Origin of the sequence: Rhodococcus sp. 27YEA6 (assembly GCF_044908235.1) — a bacterium.
Taxonomy (GTDB): Bacteria; Actinomycetota; Actinomycetes; order Mycobacteriales; family Mycobacteriaceae; genus Rhodococcus_F; species Rhodococcus_F qingshengii.
Genome location: NZ_JBIYCY010000005.1, coordinates 223,553 through 238,953, shown reverse-complemented (window position 1 = coordinate 238,953; position 15,401 = coordinate 223,553). Strand labels below are relative to the sequence as shown.

Genomic DNA, 15,401 nt, shown 5'->3' with positions numbered 1-15,401 from the left:
GGTCCGGAGTGCTCACCTCAGAAACGGCGCGCGCATCAACGTCTTTCGGACGTGCCACGGTGACGATCGGAACAGGGTTGCCATCACCTTCGCCGTCGCGGACGCGTCCCGCCGATCGGACAGGTAGGACCGCTGAGCCTCGACCGGTAGATCGAAGAACGTGTCGAAGAATGTCGCGACCTCTCCCGAGCCGAGGGTGAGAAGTGCGTTCAGGCCAACGCGGCGAAGGGCAGACACCGCCTTGGCCGACCGCGGCCAGAGCGCCGCGTTGGGATCTCCACCGTCGGCGATTGCTTTGGCGACAGCGTCTGCCTCGGCGAGTGACGAGGCAACGCTGTATCCGGTTCCCGGATGCATCAGACCGCCTCGCCCGCCGAACCGGAGGACACCGTCGGGGAACGACTCCTTCGGGCCTTCGACTGCAAAACGGACTCGCTCGACCGGTGCGTCGTCGGGGACTTCGCAGCCCCGATTGCGAAGCCGGGTGCGCAGACGCGCTTCGAGTTCGCGGAGCCCCAACGCCGGCCGGCCGACGAGGCAGGTCTCCTCGAGGAGAACTCGCTCGTCATCGAGTGGGACCGAATAGAGAAACGACGGAGTGTCGGCGTCGGAGGCGCCGTTGTCTGTTCGCCAGTCCATGAACCAGGCTTCGCCACCACCCAGAATCGGATCGGCCAGAGCGCGGTCGACGATCACTCCGAAGGCGGTCTGTTGGGCGGTTGTCACCGTCAGATCGGTGCCTCGGGCGTCGATGACGACTGATCCCCTCAGCTGCGATCCGTCCACGCACAGGACGGCGGTGGGTGACAGTGTTTGAGCACGCAAGGCTCTGAACTGTACGGATGTGCCCGAGAGAAATGATTGCAGTAAAGATGTATTCAATACGCAATATGTGCGATCAAGCGTTTTCTGTCTGCGGGTCCACACGCTCGGGCGTTCGATCCGGCTTGCGATCACATCGACGGGCAGCCACGACGGCAGCTCGTCAGCCCACGCCGAATAGGTCGGCGTCCACACCCGATGGGGATGCGGATCGACAACGACGACGGTGAGTTGCCGGGCGATACAGCGGGTGGCGAGTGCCCGCCCGGCCGGGCCGCCACCGACGATCACCACGTCGGCGGAGGAGTTGTCTGTGCTCACGACCGGCGCACTACATCGATCCCGTTGCGAGCAGACCGCCGTCGACCCGGACCGTTTCGCCCGTGATCCACGCCGCCGCGTCGGAGACGAGGAAGCCGACCAGGCCGGCAACGTCCTCGGGGGTGCCGAGCCGCTTCATCGGGTAGCCCGCCGACGCCTTGTCCTCGCCGGCAGCGACCAGGGCCGCCGCGAACTGCGTCTTGACGATCCCGGGAGCTACGGCGTTGACACGAATCCTCGGTCCCAGTTGCCAGGCCAGTTCTTCCGTCAGGCGGATGAGCGCAGCCTTCGACGCGCCGTACGCCGCGATGACGCCCGTCGACCGGATCCCGGCCACACTTGCCAGGTTCACGACGGCTCCACCGTGTTCGCCCATCCATGCCCGATGTGCTTGCTGGACGTAACCGAGGGCGGCAACCACATTCACGTCGAAGATCTTGCGCACGGCGTCGAGGTCCGCTTCCATGAGCGAACCGAAGACGGGGTTGATTCCGGTGTTGTTGACCAGAATGTCGAGTGAACCGAATTCGGACACGGCGCGGTCGACGGCACCGGAGCGGGCTTCGGCATCGGCTGCGTTGCCCGCGAATGCGACGACCTTTCCGCCGTGCCCCAGAGCGGACAGCTCGGATGCGGCGGCCTCGAGAGGCTCCGGCTTGCGGGCTGTGATCAAAACGTCGGCACCGCGAGCGAGGAGTTCGGCGGCGACAGCTTTGCCGATTCCGCGACTTGCGCCGGTGACGATGGCGGCACGGCCTTCGAGGTCGCGAGGACGAGTGCTGTTTTCGCTAGTCATGTCCCGAACGTTAGCGGACTCACACGCTGCTGGTCGGAACGACCGTCAGGTCACGGTAAAATCGATAGTTCTTGTGTCTGTAGTCAGGCATTGTTTACCCGTATTCGTCGTTTTTCCTGAGGAGTTTGCTTGATTACCGCCACTGACCTCGAAGTTCGTGCCGGTGTCCGCACCCTTCTCACGGCTCCCGGGCCTTCGTTGCGCATCCAGCCGGGCGACCGGATCGGACTCGTCGGACGTAACGGAGCCGGAAAGACGACCACACTGCGCATCCTCGCCGGCGAAGGTGAGGCATATGCGGGAAGCGTCGTACGTACCGGTGAACTCGGATACCTCCCGCAGGACCCCAAAGAGGGCGACCTGAGCGTCCTCGCCAAGGACCGGGTTCTCTCCGCACGTGGCCTCGACACGATGCTCCGCGAGATGGAGAAGCAGCAGATTCTGATGGGCGAGGTGCTCGATCAGGAATCGCAGGACCGCGCGGTCAAGAAGTACGGTCAGCTCGAGGATCGGTTCTCGGCCCTCGGCGGATACGAAGCCGAGAGTGAAGCTGCACGCATCACCAGCAGCCTCGGTCTCGAAGACCGCATTCTCGGGCAGCCGCTCAGCACGCTGTCCGGCGGTCAGCGTCGTCGCGTCGAATTGGCGCGCATCCTCTTCGCCGCCTCCGACGGCAGCGGTGCCCGCTCGGACACGACTCTGCTGCTCGACGAGCCCACCAACCACCTCGACGCCGACTCCATCACCTGGCTGCGTGGCTTCCTCCAGAACCACGAGGGTGGACTGGTGGTCATCAGCCACGACGTCGACCTGCTCAACGACGTCGTCAACCGCGTGTGGTTCCTCGACGCCGTCCGCGGTGAGGCCGACGTCTACAACATGAACTGGAAGAAGTACCTCGACGCTCGTGCCACGGACGAGCAGCGTCGTCGCCGCGAGCGCGCCAATGCCGAGAAGAAGGCCGGTGCGCTGCGGATTCAGGCCGCCAAGATGGGCGCAAAGGCAACCAAGGCCGTCGCGGCTCAGAACATGGCCAAGCGAGCCGACAAATTGATGGCGAACCTCGATGCCGAACGTGTCTCGGACAAGGTTGCGCGGATTCGTTTCCCCGAACCCGCCGCTTGTGGCAAGACTCCGCTGATGGGCAAGAACCTCACCAAGGTGTACGGCTCGCTCGAGATCTTCACCGGTGTCGATCTCGCGATCGATCGTGGGTCTCGTGTGGTGATCCTCGGACTCAACGGTGCAGGTAAGACCACACTGCTCCGCATCCTCGCGGGCGCGGAGAAAGCGGACGCTGGTGAGCTGATCGCCGGTCACGGACTCAAGGTCGGCTACTTCGCTCAGGAGCACGACACCCTCGACGACGACGCGTCCGTGTGGGAGAACATCCGCCACGCCGCGCCGGACACAGGGGAGCAGGAACTGCGTTCGCTGCTCGGTGCCTTCATGTTCACCGGCCCGCAGCTCGAACAGCCGGCCGGAACGCTCTCGGGTGGTGAAAAGACGCGTCTGGCTCTGGCCGGTCTGGTGTCGTCCGCTGCCAACGTTCTGCTTCTCGACGAGCCCACCAACAACCTGGACCCGATCTCACGCGAGCAGGTGCTCGACGCGCTCCGCAGCTACACCGGTGCCGTCGTCCTGGTCACCCACGATCCGGGCGCTGCCGAGGCCCTCAACCCCGAGCGGGTCATCCTCCTGCCCGACGGCAACGAGGACCACTGGTCGCAGGAATACCTCGAGCTGATCCAGCTCGCCTAACCCCCTGTGCGCCTTTTTGGTAGTGGGAACTACCAAAAAGGCGCACAGGGGCGAAGCCCCTCAATCTCTCCGCCGCACCGATTCCTCGACCAGATCGAGAACCGCTGACAGGTTGTCGACGCCGTGGCCGGAGGCGATTCTCGCGACCAGGCCGTCCATCACCAGATCCAGGTATCCGATCAGAATTTCGGTGGGGACGTCGTCACGGAGTCTGCCTGCCGATTTCTGTCTGGCGAGACGCGCACTGGTCGCTTCCGTCAGTTCTACGGAGCGCTGTGACCACTTCTCGCGGAAATCGGCGTCGTTGCGCAGTCGACGCGCTATCTCCAGTCGCGTTCCCAGCCAATCGAATTGGTCGGGCTGCGCGAGCATGTCCCGCATGACCTGGACGAGGCCCTCTTCGGCGACGACATCTGCCATCCGGCTCGCATCCTCGCTTGCGAGAGCGAGGAACAGGCCGTCCTTGTCCTTGAAGTGATGGAAGATCGCTCCGCGGGACAAACCGGTGACTTCTTCGAGACGGCGAACTGTGGCGCCGTCGTAGCCGTATTCCGCAAAGCAGCGGCGGGCGCCGTCAAGGATCTGACTGCGCCGTGCCGCGAGATGGTCTTCACTGACCTTGGGCACGGGCATCCCTCCTTTGTCGGGTTGCCTGTGAGCACTTTCGGCCGTAGGCGCTGAATGTCGACTCAGTGCACAAAGCGCTCACGACCACCGATGAAACCTGGTTCGCCTTCCGGCGAAAGTGGTCGTGAGCGCTTTGTGACCCGTCAGGGGCCGAAAGTGCTCACAGGCACGTAGTGCCTACTAGCCGCGGATCATGTTGCGAAGCACGTACTGCAGGATGCCGCCGTTGCGGTAGTAATCCGCTTCGCCGGGGGTATCGATGCGTACGACTGCGTCGAACACGACCTTCTCGCCGTTCTCGCGCGTCGCCGTGACCTTCATGGTCTTCGGGGTGACGCCCTCGTTGAGCTTCTCGACACCTTCGATGTCGAAGGTCTCGGTGCCGTCGAGCTTGAGCGAACCTGCGGACTCGCCGACCGGGAACTGCAGCGGGACAACGCCCATGCCGATCAGGTTGGAGCGGTGGATGCGCTCGAACGACTCGGTGATGACGGCCTTGACGCCGAGCAGGCTCGTGCCCTTGGCTGCCCAGTCACGCGAGGATCCGGAGCCGTACTCCTTGCCGCCCAGGACGACCAGCGGGATGCCGGCTGCCTGGTAGTTCTGCGACGCGTCGTAGATGAATGCCTGCGGTGCGCCTTCCTGCGTGAAGTCGCGGGTGTAACCACCCGAGACGTCGTCGAGGAGCTGGTTGCGCAGACGGATGTTCGCGAACGTTCCGCGAATCATGACCTCGTGGTTACCGCGACGCGAGCCGAGCGAGTTGTAATCCGCACGCTCGACGCCATGGGAGTCGAGGTACTGCGCAGCGGGGGTACCGACCTTGATCGGACCTGCCGGGCTGATGTGGTCGGTGGTGACCGAGTCGCCGAGCAGTGCGAGGACGCGAGCGCCCTTGATGTCCTTGACCGGAGCCGGATCCATCGTCATGCCGTCGAAGTAAGGTGGCTTCCGCACGTAGGTGGAGTTCTCGTCCCACTCGAAGGTGTCACCCTTCGGGGTTTCGAGGTTCTGCCAGCGGCTGTCGCCCGCAAAGATGGTTGCGTACGACTTGCGGAACATGTCCTGGTCGATCGAGGACTTGATGGTCTCTTCGATTTCCTGCGTGGACGGCCAGATGTCCTTGAGGTAGACGGGGTTTCCGTCGGTGTCGTTACCGAGCGAATCGGTCTCGAAGTCGAAGTCCATGGTTCCGGCGAGGCCGTAGGCAATCACGAGCGGCGGGGAAGCCAGGTAGTTCATCTTGACGTCGGGGGAGATACGTCCCTCGAAGTTACGGTTACCCGAGAGCACCGCGGTGACCGAGAGGTCGTTGTCGTTGATGGCCTTCGAGACTGCCTCGGGCAGCGGTCCGGTGTTACCGATGCACGTGGTGCAGCCGTAACCGCCGAGGTAGTAACCGAGCTTCTCGAGGTACGGCCACAGGCCGGCCTTCTCGTAGTAATCGGTGACGACCTGCGAACCGGGAGCCATGTTGGTCTTGACCCACGGCTTGGTGGCGAGGCCCTTCTCGACGGCGTTGCGTGCGAGCAGTGCAGCACCGAGCATGACCGACGGGTTGGACGTGTTGGTGCAGGAGGTGATACCTGCAACGACGACGGCGCCGTGGTCGAGAACGAACTCACCGGCGTCGGACTTGACGACGACCGGCTTGCTCGGACGGCCTTCTGCACCGTTGGCAGCAGAGAGAACGTCGACCGCTCCGTCGTCGGCAAACGACAGAACCGCGGGATCGGAAGCCGGGAAGGACTCTTCGACGGCCTCGTCGAGCTGGGTGTGCTCGGTCGGGTGGTTCTCTTCCACGTAGTTGTGGATGTCCTTGCGGAACGCAGTCTTGGACTCCGACAACAGGATTCGGTCCTGCGGGCGCTTCGGGCCGGCGATCGAGGGAACAACGGTTCCCAGATCCAGCTCGATGTACTCCGAGAAGACGGGTTCCTTGTCGGGGTTGTGCCACAGGCCCTGTTCCTTGGCGTACGCCTCGACGAGAGCGAGCTGCTCGTCGCTGCGGCCGGTGAGGCGCAGGTATTCGATGGTCTCGGCATCGATCGGGAAGATCGCTGCGGTGGAACCGAATTCGGGGCTCATGTTGCCCAGCGTCGCGCGGTTCGCGAGCGGAACCTCGGCAACACCGTTGCCGTAGAACTCGACGAACTTGCCGACGACGCCGTGCTTACGGAGCATCTCGGTGGCGGTGAGCACGACGTCGGTTGCGGTGACGCCGGGCTTGATCTCACCGGAGAGCTTGAATCCGACGACGCGGGGGATCAGCATGGAGACGGGCTGGCCGAGCATTGCTGCCTCGGCCTCGATGCCGCCGACGCCCCAGCCGAGCACGCCGAGGCCGTTGACCATCGTGGTGTGCGAGTCGGTGCCGACACAGGTGTCGGGGTATGCCTGTCCGTTACGCGACATGACGGTGGGTGCCAGGTACTCGATGTTGACCTGGTGAACGATGCCCATTCCCGGGGGGACGACCTTGAAGTCGTCGAATGCGCCCTGGCCCCAACGGAGGAACTGGTAACGCTCGCCGTTGCGCTCGTATTCGAGGTCGACGTTGCGCTCGAGTGCGTCGGCCTGGCCGAAGACGTCGAGGATGACCGAGTGGTCGATGACCATGTCGGCGGGGGAGAGCGGGTTGACCTTGTTCGGGTCGCCACCGAGGGTGGTGACGGCCTCACGCATGGTGGCGAGGTCGACGATGCAAGGAACGCCGGTGAAGTCCTGCATGATCACGCGGGCAGGCGTGAACTGGATTTCGATGCTCGGCTCGGCTGAGGGATCCCAGCTTGCGATTGCGCGGATGTGATCCGCGGTGATGTTGGCGCCGTCTTCGGTGCGGAGAAGGTTCTCGGCGAGAACCTTCAAGGAATAGGGCAATTTCTCGGTGCCGGGGACGGCCGAGAGGCGGAAGATCTCGTAAGAGTTCTCACCGACCTCGAGGGTTCCCTTGGCTCCGAATGAATCGATACTGGTGCTCACGTCTGCTCCACTCGTCTATGAGGGTCGCTACCGACGGGGCTGTGTCGGCAGCTGAAGCGAGGTACTTCGGCCGGGAAGATCCTCCGTAGCTCACGCCAATCGCACAGTTCGCGTGAGAACTGTCCGAACATCGGAGCTGCAGTAGAACCTGTCCTGACCGGTGGTACCTCTTGGTCCAAGTCTAACAGTACGCTTGTCCTGTGAGAATTCAGGGCAAGTTGACCGAAACAATCTTCATGCAGACTGCGGGCCTGCGCAACGCAGGCTTGGCTGGGTGACCGCACCCACAGCTACCGCTCGGGCGGCACGCGCGGCGGTTGTGTGTGACGCCTGGTGGCAGTCGACCTGAAGTAGGGTGCATGCAGGCCCGTCGCGGGTCGGCCGCCGAAAAACGACCTCGGAAGAACTCCCCGCATCTCAGCGGTGGACGGAATCCGAACAGCACCCGGATGAGAGATGTCTGCTCCTACAAATCACGCTTTTGCGCCTGTGCACGTGAAGTCCCCGTTGCACGTCGCTGTTCCGTCGGACGTCGATCTCGACGACGTGCTCGCGGACATTTCGACGGACGGCGTCTCCGCCCCCGCGGATGATGTTGCGGGGCTGACCGCGGTGGTGACCGACGCTCGTGAACGTGGTGTCGACTTGAGCGTCGTAGTAGTCGACGCAAATCCGGGCCGGCCGTCCGATCTTAGAGACCTGGCCACGACGGTCGGCAAAACAGAAGGCGGAACGGTTCTCGTTCTGAGCCCTGACTGGATGGGTAGCTACAGCGATTCGATCAGTCGAGTGCAGCTCGAAACTGCACAGGACCGATCTTTCGGCGAAAGCGCAAGCGTGACCGCGGACCGCTTCTCGCACGAGATCGTGGCGCCAGGTCCGCCGTGGACGCTTTACACGGTCCTTGTCATCGCAGTGGTGGCGGTTATTGCCGGAATTACCTTTGCCGTCAAGTGGCGGCGAGTGCCAGAAAACGCGCAAACCAGACATATCGCCTCGACTTCGGAAACACCAGCACCATCCGACCACCGGGCCGATTCCGTCTGACCTTGGTCCTCTTGCGAGATTTTCAGTAACTCGTCGAAAACAGGTACTCACCGCTGTTTGCGGTGAGTACCTGCCCTTTTTGGTGCCTGCATGCCATTCGACCAGCTCAAATACCGTTTGTGTTATTTGTGGCTAAAGTTTCCAAAGAACGCTTGAGTGTCGTACGGTACAACTGGCACTTTTTGGGGAAGAAGTGTCGCAGACAGGCTGATGTTGTTCGACGCGTACTTGTCGGTTGCCTCGTTCTCGAGGTGTCGACGGTGGCGTTCGTACGGCACGTCCAGGTCGACGAGCAGCTCTCGGGCTGTGAGCGACCCGTGCTTGGTCTGCGCATTCCCTCCCCGCACGGATCGGCGACCCAGCGGGCCGTGGCGTTACACGCGAGGGAGAGTTATTTGTGAGGCAAGTAACACGTGGCGGCGAGTCCCGTCGTGGTCCTTCCCGTAAATCGATGCGCCTGGCGCAACTGGTCATCGGATTCGGCGTCGTCGGATCCCTGATCGTCGGGACGCCGGCCATGTCCTCGGCCGTACCGCCACCGCCGCCGAATCCGAGTGACTCGGATATCGCCGCGGCAGATTCGCAGGTCTCGTCGAGCGTCGGCACCGTCAGCGCGCTCATCAATCAAGTCGCATCGGCAAACGAACAGTTGTCGGCACTCGACAACGAAGTTGCGATCAAGCGTGAAGACGTCAACAAGACTCTCGTGGATCTGCAGAACGCTCGCGGCGCCGCAGACTCCGCAGCGCAGGCCGTCGGAGTCACGAAACAAGCTCTGAAGGACGCGTCGGCGCAGATCGAGGTCGCTCAGACGGACTTCGACAAGTACGCACGCTCGAGCTACGTCAAGGGCACCAATACTGCGTCGATCTCGTCGTTCCTCGACGCCAAGGGTCCTGGCGACGTTCTCGACCGCGCGCAGGTCCTCAAGCTTCTCGCCAATACGCAGAGTGCAGTGCTCGACGGTCTCCAGCGAGCACGTACCGAGCAGGCGAACAAGGATTCCGCGACCCGCCAGGCCAAGCAGCAGGCCGATGCCGCCGCCGAGGTCGCCGCGCAGCTGAAGGATCTGGCGGAGCAAGCGATTCAGATCGCGCGCAACGCTCTCGATCAGCAGGTAGCCAAGAAGGCCGCGATCGAAGCCGAGCGCAACTCTGCCCAGGCTCAGCTCGACGCCGCCCGCAACGCCGTCGCCGGCTTGCAGGGTCAACGCCAGGCATACGCGACCTGGGACGAACAGCGCCGTGCCGAGGAAGCTCATCAGAAGGCTCTCGAAGCCGCTGCCAAGGAAGCGGCCGCTCAGGCCGCCGCCCGTGCCGCAGCCGACCAGGCAGCCAAGGATCGAGCTGCCGCACTGGCAGCGGCCCAGCGTCCGCACACCGCGGTCGAAGACCCGACTCCGACCGTCATACCGGACGACGACGACACCTGGACTGACGAAGAAACAGGGACCGACGAGGAAACAGGCACGGACGAAGAGACCGGCACCGACGAGGAAACGGTCACGACGCCCAAGCCCACCACCCCGAAGCCGACGACGCCGAAACCCACCACTCCGAAGCCTTCCGTTACCGGAAGCGCTGCAATCGAATCCGTCATCGACCGCGGAATGTCTCAGCTAGGCGTGCAGTATGCCTGGGGCGGCGGCGACGAGAACGGACCGACGCGAGGCATCCGTGACGGCGGCGTCGCTGACAGTTACGGCGACTTCAACAAGGTCGGGTTCGACTGCTCCGGCTTGATGATTTATGCCTTTGCCGGCATCGGGATCTCGCTGCCGCACTACACCGGCTACCAGTACACCGCAGGCACTCAGGTTCCGTCTTCGGAGATGAAGCGCGGCGACATGATCTTCTACGGCCCCAACGCCAGCCAACACGTGGCGCTCTACCTCGGTAACGGTCAGATGCTCGAGGCACCACAATCCGGTTCGAGTGTCATGGTCTCACCGGTTCGGTGGGGCGGAATGACGCCGTACGCCGTCCGTCTTGTGTCCTGACCGTCAGAGGAAATGCCGCTGACACCCGCATTGTCAGGGAAGTATCAAGTTCCCGACGTGGTGTTACGGCATCGAGCGCAACTACCTGGAATAGTTGACGGGGAACACGTTACTGTCGGTACTTTTCTAGGTGAAAGCGATGGATTCTTGGTGACCTCACGTGAAGATTCGGTCGGAACGGTCGACGTAAGCAAGGCGAGTGGAAGTGCGGACGGAGCAGCACCTTCCCTGGCAGCCGACGTTCAGACCTTGGAACGAGCGATTTACGAGGTCAAGCGAGTCATCGTCGGGCAGGACCGGCTTGTCGAGCGCATTCTCGTCGGACTTCTCGCCAAGGGGCACGTCCTCCTCGAAGGCGTACCCGGTGTCGCCAAGACGCTGGCCGTCGAGACTTTCGCGAAGGTCGTCGGCGGTTCGTTCTCCCGCGTCCAGTTCACCCCGGACTTGGTGCCCACCGACCTGATCGGCACGCGCATCTACCGTCAGGGCCGCGAGGAGTTCGACACCGAACTCGGCCCCGTCGTCGCCAACTTCGTGTTGGCCGACGAAATCAACCGTGCCCCGGCCAAGGTGCAGTCCGCGCTCCTCGAGGTGATGGCAGAACGCCACGTCTCGATCGGTGGCAAGCGGTACCACATGCCCGATCCGTTCCTGGTGATGGCGACGCAGAACCCCATCGAGAACGAGGGCGTCTATCCGCTCCCCGAAGCGCAGCGCGACCGCTTCCTGTTCAAGATCCTCGTCGATTACCCGACAGTGGAGGAAGAACGCGAAATCGTCTACCGGATGGGCGTCGCGGCTCCGGAGCCGCACCAGATCCTCGGTCCGGAGGAGTTGGTCAGGCTCCAACGCGTCGCCAGCAACGTCTTCGTTCACCACGCGCTCGTCGATTACGTTGTCCGGGTCATCGCCGCTACGCGTACGCCGCGTGAGGTCGGACTCGAGGACGTCGCAGGTTGGATCGCGTACGGCGCCTCACCCCGCGCGACGCTCGGCATCATCGCCGCGTCGCGGGCTCTCGCTCTCGTCCGCGGGCGCGACTACGTAGTGCCGCAGGACGTCATCGAGGTGATCCCGGACGTGTTGCGTCACCGCCTCGTTCTTTCCTACGACGCCATGGCCGACGAGGTGACTCCCGACGCCGTCATCGCCCGGGTGCTGCAGACCGTCGGACTGCCGCAGATCGCCGCGCGGCCGGTTCCTACCGTTCCCGGTCCGCCCCAGCAGGGCGCACCGCAAGCACCGCAGTTCAACGCACCGGGCACAGCTAACCCACAGGGCACAGCTAATCCGCAGGGCAACGGCGCGCCGATCGCGACCGCTGAGACGATGAGTCGCCCGCAGTGACCGAAGGCCGCGACGGTGGCCAGGCGACACCCGCCGGATCCACCGGTTCTCCGCCGTCGTTCCGATCCGGCGAGCTCAGCGACCCGAAACTCACCGCTGCGCTGCGCACCCTCGAGCTGACGGTTCGCCGCCGCCTCGACGGTGTGCTGCACGGCGATCATCTCGGCCTGATTCCCGGTCCGGGTTCGGAGCCGGGAGATGCCCGCGAGTATCAGCCGGGCGACGACGTGCGGCAGATGGACTGGTCCGTCACCGCACGGACGACGCACCCACACGTGCGTCAAACGGTCGCAGATCGTGAGCTCGAGACGTGGCTCGTCATCGACTTGTCCGCAAGTCTCGACTTCGGGACCGCCGGATGCGAGAAGCGCGACCTGGTCGTCGCCGCAGCCGCGGCGATCACTCACCTGACCAGTTCGGGCGGTAACCGCGTCGGCGCCATCATCTCGACCGGCGCACAGACAACTCGAATTCCGGCCCGCGGTGGGCGAATTCACGCACAGGCGATGCTCCGCAAGATCGCGACGACTCCGCACGCGCCGGACGGGGTACGCGGTGATCTGGTCGGCGCGATCGAAGCGCTCAGACGCCCACAGCGTCGGCGCGGACTCGCGGTCGTCATCAGCGACTTCCTCGGACCGATCGACTGGGAACGCTCGCTGCGCGCCATTTCAGGACGGCACGACGTGCTCGGTGTGGAAGTGGTCGATCCGCGAGACCTCGAACTGCCCGACGTGGGCGACGTGGTGCTCCACGATCCCGAGTCCGGCCGGACCAGAGAATTCACCACGACGCCGCAACTGCGCGCCGACTTCGCCAGAGTCGCCGCCGAGCACCGCGTCGAGGTCAGGCAAGCTCTACGTCGTTGCGGCGCACCGCTCATGTCCCTGCACACCGATCGGGACTGGATCGCCGACGTCGTGAGATTCATCTCGGCACGCCGACACAGTTATGGTGCCGGCGCCGGAACTGGGGGCGTTCGTTCGTGAGTCTTTCTCAATTCACCGCACCGTGGTGGCTGCTGTTCCTCGCTGTCATCGCCGCGTTGGTGGTCGGTTACGTACTCGTGCAGAAGCAGCGAGCCAAGCACACACTTCGGTTCACGAACTTCGCACTGTTGGAGAAGGTCGCGCCTTCGCGGCCCGGGCGGTGGCGTCATATTCCGGCGATTCTGATGGTCATCGCATTGGTGTTCTTCACCGTCGCCCTTGCCGGTCCGACGGCAGACAAGAAGGTCCCGCGAAACCGCGCCACGGTGATCCTCGTGATCGACGTGTCGCTGTCGATGCAGGCCACCGACGTCGAGCCGACGCGATTGGCAGCAGCGCAGGAAGCTGCGAAGTCGTTCGCCGACGGTCTGACTCCCGGCATCAACCTCGGGTTGGTCGCATTTGCCGGAACGGCTTCGGTTCTGGTGTCGCCCACCACGAATCGTGACGCGACGAAGGTCGCCATCGACAACCTCAAGCTCAGTGAGCGAACGGCGACGGGCGAAGCGATCTTCACCTCGTTGCAGTCGATCGACACGCTGTCGGCTGTTCTCGGCGGCAGCGACCAGGCGCCACCGGCGCGAATCGTGTTGCTGTCCGACGGTAAGCAGACCGTTCCCGAGAGCTCGGACGATCCGCGGGGCGGATTCACTGCTGCCCGTCAGGCCAAGGACAAGGGCGTTCCGATCTCGACCATTTCCTTCGGAACGACATACGGGCGAGTCGAGATCGAAGGAGACCGAATCCCCGTCCCGGTCGACGACGCGTCATTGAAGGAGATCGCCAACCTTTCCGGCGGAAGTTTCTTCACGGCATCGAGCCTCGAAGAACTGCGCCAGGTGTACGACACGCTCGAAGAGCAGATCGGTTTCGAGACGACACGAGGAGACGCGAGTCGACCGTGGTTGGTCCTCGGCGTCGTGTTCGCGACCGCTGGTCTGACGATTGCCCTGGTACGCAGGCAGCGTCTGCCCTGATCGAGAGCAGTTCCGAATTGTCCAAATACCGCTGGTACGCGGCCCGCAGAGAATTGATAGGTTGATCGCCATGTCTACCCCTCCCACGACAGTGGTTTCCGAACGGACCGTCACCACACCTCGCTCGGTGCTCGTCACCGGCGGTAACCGCGGAATCGGCTTGGCCGTCGCTCAGCGGCTCGCCGCAGACGGCCACAAGGTAGCCGTCACGCACCGCGGTTCCGGTGTCCCCGAAGGGTTGTTCGGCGTCGTGTGCGACGTCACCGACACCGAGTCGATCGACCGTGCGTTCAAAGAGGTCGAAGCGCACCAGGGGCCGGTCGAGGTCATCGTCGCCAATGCCGGCGTCACCGACGACACACTGATCATGCGAATGAGCGAAGAGCAGTTCACGAGCGTCGTCGACGCGAACCTCACCGGTACGTTCCGCCTCTCGAAGCGTGCGACCCGGTCGATGCTGCGCGCGCGTTTCGGACGGTTCATCTTCCTCGGCTCTGTGGTGGGTCTGGCAGGACAAGCCGGCCAGGTCAACTACGCCGCGTCCAAAGCAGGCATCGTCGGTATCGCTCGTTCCCTGACAAGGGAACTCGGCTCACGTTCGATCACCGCCAACGTCGTCGCTCCCGGGTTCATCGAGACCGACATGACGGCAGCACTGGGCGACGACGTCAAGGACAAGGCCACCGAGTTCATCCCGTTGCAGCGGACCGGAAAGCCGGAAGATGTTGCAGCAGTTGTCAGTTTCCTCGCCTCCGACGATTCGGCCTACGTCTCGGGTGCGGTCATCCCCGTCGACGGTGGACTCGGCATGGGGCACTGACCCGCTTTTCGTACACACACCTTTCTCGTACGTCTGAAATCAGGAGGACATCTCATGGGCGGCTTGCTCGAGGGTAAGACCATTCTTGTCACCGGCATCATCACCGATTCGTCGATCGCGTTCCACGTGGCCAAGGTCGCGCAGGAGCAGGGCGCGAAGGTACTGATCACCGGATTCGATCGTCTGCGCCTCATCGACCGCATCGCCCAGCGCCTGCCGCAGCCCGTGCCGCCGGCAATCTCGCTCAACGTCCAGAGCTCGGAGGATCTCGCCTCTCTCGCCGAGCGTGTGCGCGAGCTGGCTCCCGAGGGTATCGACGGCGTCGTCCACTCGATCGGCTTCGCTCCCCGCTCCTGCCTGGGAAGCCCGTTCATGGACGCGCCGTGGGAAGACGTGGCGGTCGCACTCGAGGTGTCCGCCTACTCGTACAGCGCACTGGCCAAGGCCTTGCTGCCGGTGCTCAACGACAACGCGTCCATCGTCGGAATGGACTTCGATCCGGCACGCGCAATGCCCTTCTACAACTGGATGGGTGTCTCCAAGGCAACCCTCGAGGCCGTCAATCGGTACGTGGCCAAAGAGGTCGGCGTCCGCGGCATCCGCTCGAACCTGGTGTCCTCCGGCCCGATCAAGACCCTGGCCGCCAAGGCCATTGCCGGCGACAGCACCGGTCCGGGCGCGGAGTTGGACAAGCTGAACACCGCATGGGACGGTGCTGCGCCCATCGGCTGGGACGTCGACGATCGCGAGCCGGTCGCCAAAACGGTCTGCACCGTTCTCTCGGATTGGTTGCCCGGCACGACCGCGTCGATCATCTACGTCGACGGCGGCTTCCACGCGATGGTCGGCTAGTAGCACCCCTTCTACTACGCAGGTGAGTACCCGGGTGACTCCCGCCGAACGGCATCGCGCA

Annotated in this window: 12 protein-coding genes; 8 read left to right on the top strand and 4 right to left on the bottom strand. The window is 63.7% G+C overall.

The window, feature by feature from the left end; translation table 11 throughout:
- Positions 1-12 precede the first annotated feature (12 nt).
- Both ABH939_RS15985 and ABH939_RS15980 read right to left on the bottom strand, forming a co-directional pair.
- Positions 13-1,143 (bottom strand): lycopene cyclase family protein, encoded by a 1,131-nt coding sequence (locus tag ABH939_RS15985; protein WP_404649803.1) that lies wholly within the window; start codon positions 1,141-1,143, stop codon positions 13-15.
- 10 nt (positions 1,144-1,153) lie between these two features.
- Complete coding sequence (locus tag ABH939_RS15980; protein WP_007727887.1) at positions 1,154-1,939, bottom strand: SDR family oxidoreductase; 786 nt, start codon at positions 1,937-1,939, stop codon at positions 1,154-1,156.
- Between the two features lie 129 nt (positions 1,940-2,068).
- Here ABH939_RS15980 and ABH939_RS15975 point away from each other — a divergent pair, with 129 nt between their 5' ends.
- Entirely contained in the window at positions 2,069-3,700 is a 1,632-nt protein-coding gene (locus ABH939_RS15975) for an ABC-F family ATP-binding cassette domain-containing protein (protein WP_003944932.1), read from the top strand.
- A gap of 60 nt (positions 3,701-3,760) precedes the next feature.
- Here the strand turns inward: ABH939_RS15975 and ABH939_RS15970 are convergent, their stop codons facing one another.
- Together ABH939_RS15970 and acnA are read right to left on the bottom strand one after the other, a co-directional pair.
- Positions 3,761-4,327, bottom strand: a complete 567-nt coding sequence (locus ABH939_RS15970; protein WP_003944970.1) for a TetR/AcrR family transcriptional regulator — start codon at positions 4,325-4,327, stop codon at positions 3,761-3,763.
- A 180-nt stretch (positions 4,328-4,507) separates the two neighbouring features.
- Positions 4,508-7,309, bottom strand: a complete 2,802-nt coding sequence (gene acnA, locus ABH939_RS15965; protein ID WP_007727883.1) for an aconitate hydratase AcnA — start codon at positions 7,307-7,309, stop codon at positions 4,508-4,510.
- Positions 7,310-7,765: 456 nt separating this feature from the next.
- Between acnA and ABH939_RS15960 the strand changes: the two genes are divergently transcribed.
- From ABH939_RS15960 to inhA, 7 genes are all read left to right on the top strand, one after another.
- Positions 7,766-8,356, top strand: a complete 591-nt coding sequence (locus ABH939_RS15960; RefSeq protein WP_404649802.1) for a DUF6676 family protein — start codon at positions 7,766-7,768, stop codon at positions 8,354-8,356.
- A gap of 451 nt (positions 8,357-8,807) precedes the next feature.
- Positions 8,808-10,355 (top strand): NlpC/P60 family protein, encoded by a 1,548-nt coding sequence (locus ABH939_RS15955; protein ID WP_003944866.1) that lies wholly within the window; start codon positions 8,808-8,810, stop codon positions 10,353-10,355.
- 150 nt (positions 10,356-10,505) lie between these two features.
- Entirely contained in the window at positions 10,506-11,702 is a 1,197-nt protein-coding gene (locus ABH939_RS15950) for a MoxR family ATPase (protein WP_003944917.1), read from the top strand.
- On the top strand, positions 11,699-12,691 hold the full coding sequence (locus ABH939_RS15945; protein ID WP_030536393.1) for a DUF58 domain-containing protein: 993 nt from the start codon (positions 11,699-11,701) through the stop codon (positions 12,689-12,691). The genes ABH939_RS15950 and ABH939_RS15945 overlap by 4 nt, the downstream gene beginning before the upstream one ends.
- Positions 12,688-13,668 (top strand): VWA domain-containing protein, encoded by a 981-nt coding sequence (locus ABH939_RS15940; protein ID WP_166502284.1) that lies wholly within the window; start codon positions 12,688-12,690, stop codon positions 13,666-13,668. Before ABH939_RS15945 ends, ABH939_RS15940 begins: the two co-directional genes overlap by 4 nt.
- Positions 13,669-13,738: 70 nt before the next feature.
- Positions 13,739-14,488, top strand: coding sequence for a 3-oxoacyl-ACP reductase FabG1 (gene fabG1 / locus ABH939_RS15935; protein ID WP_007727875.1), 750 nt, complete (start codon positions 13,739-13,741; stop codon positions 14,486-14,488).
- Positions 14,489-14,542: 54 nt separating this feature from the next.
- Positions 14,543-15,340, top strand: a complete 798-nt coding sequence (inhA, locus tag ABH939_RS15930; protein ID WP_003944803.1) for an NADH-dependent enoyl-ACP reductase InhA — start codon at positions 14,543-14,545, stop codon at positions 15,338-15,340.
- Positions 15,341-15,401: the final 61 nt, after the last annotated feature.

What these genes read in the sequence shown, in the direction of transcription:
- inhA (WP_003944803.1), top strand. Translation starts at nt 14,543, where the DNA reads ATGGGCGGCTTGCTCGAGGGTAAGACCATTCTTGTCACCGGCATCATC.
- ABH939_RS15980 (WP_007727887.1), bottom strand. Translation starts at nt 1,939, where the DNA reads ATGACTAGCGAAAACAGCACTCGTCCTCGCGACCTCGAAGGCCGTGCC.
- ABH939_RS15955 (WP_003944866.1), top strand. Translation starts at nt 8,808, where the DNA reads ATGCGCCTGGCGCAACTGGTCATCGGATTCGGCGTCGTCGGATCCCTG.
- ABH939_RS15960 (WP_404649802.1), top strand. Translation starts at nt 7,766, where the DNA reads ATGTCTGCTCCTACAAATCACGCTTTTGCGCCTGTGCACGTGAAGTCC.
- fabG1 (WP_007727875.1), top strand. Translation starts at nt 13,739, where the DNA reads ATGTCTACCCCTCCCACGACAGTGGTTTCCGAACGGACCGTCACCACA.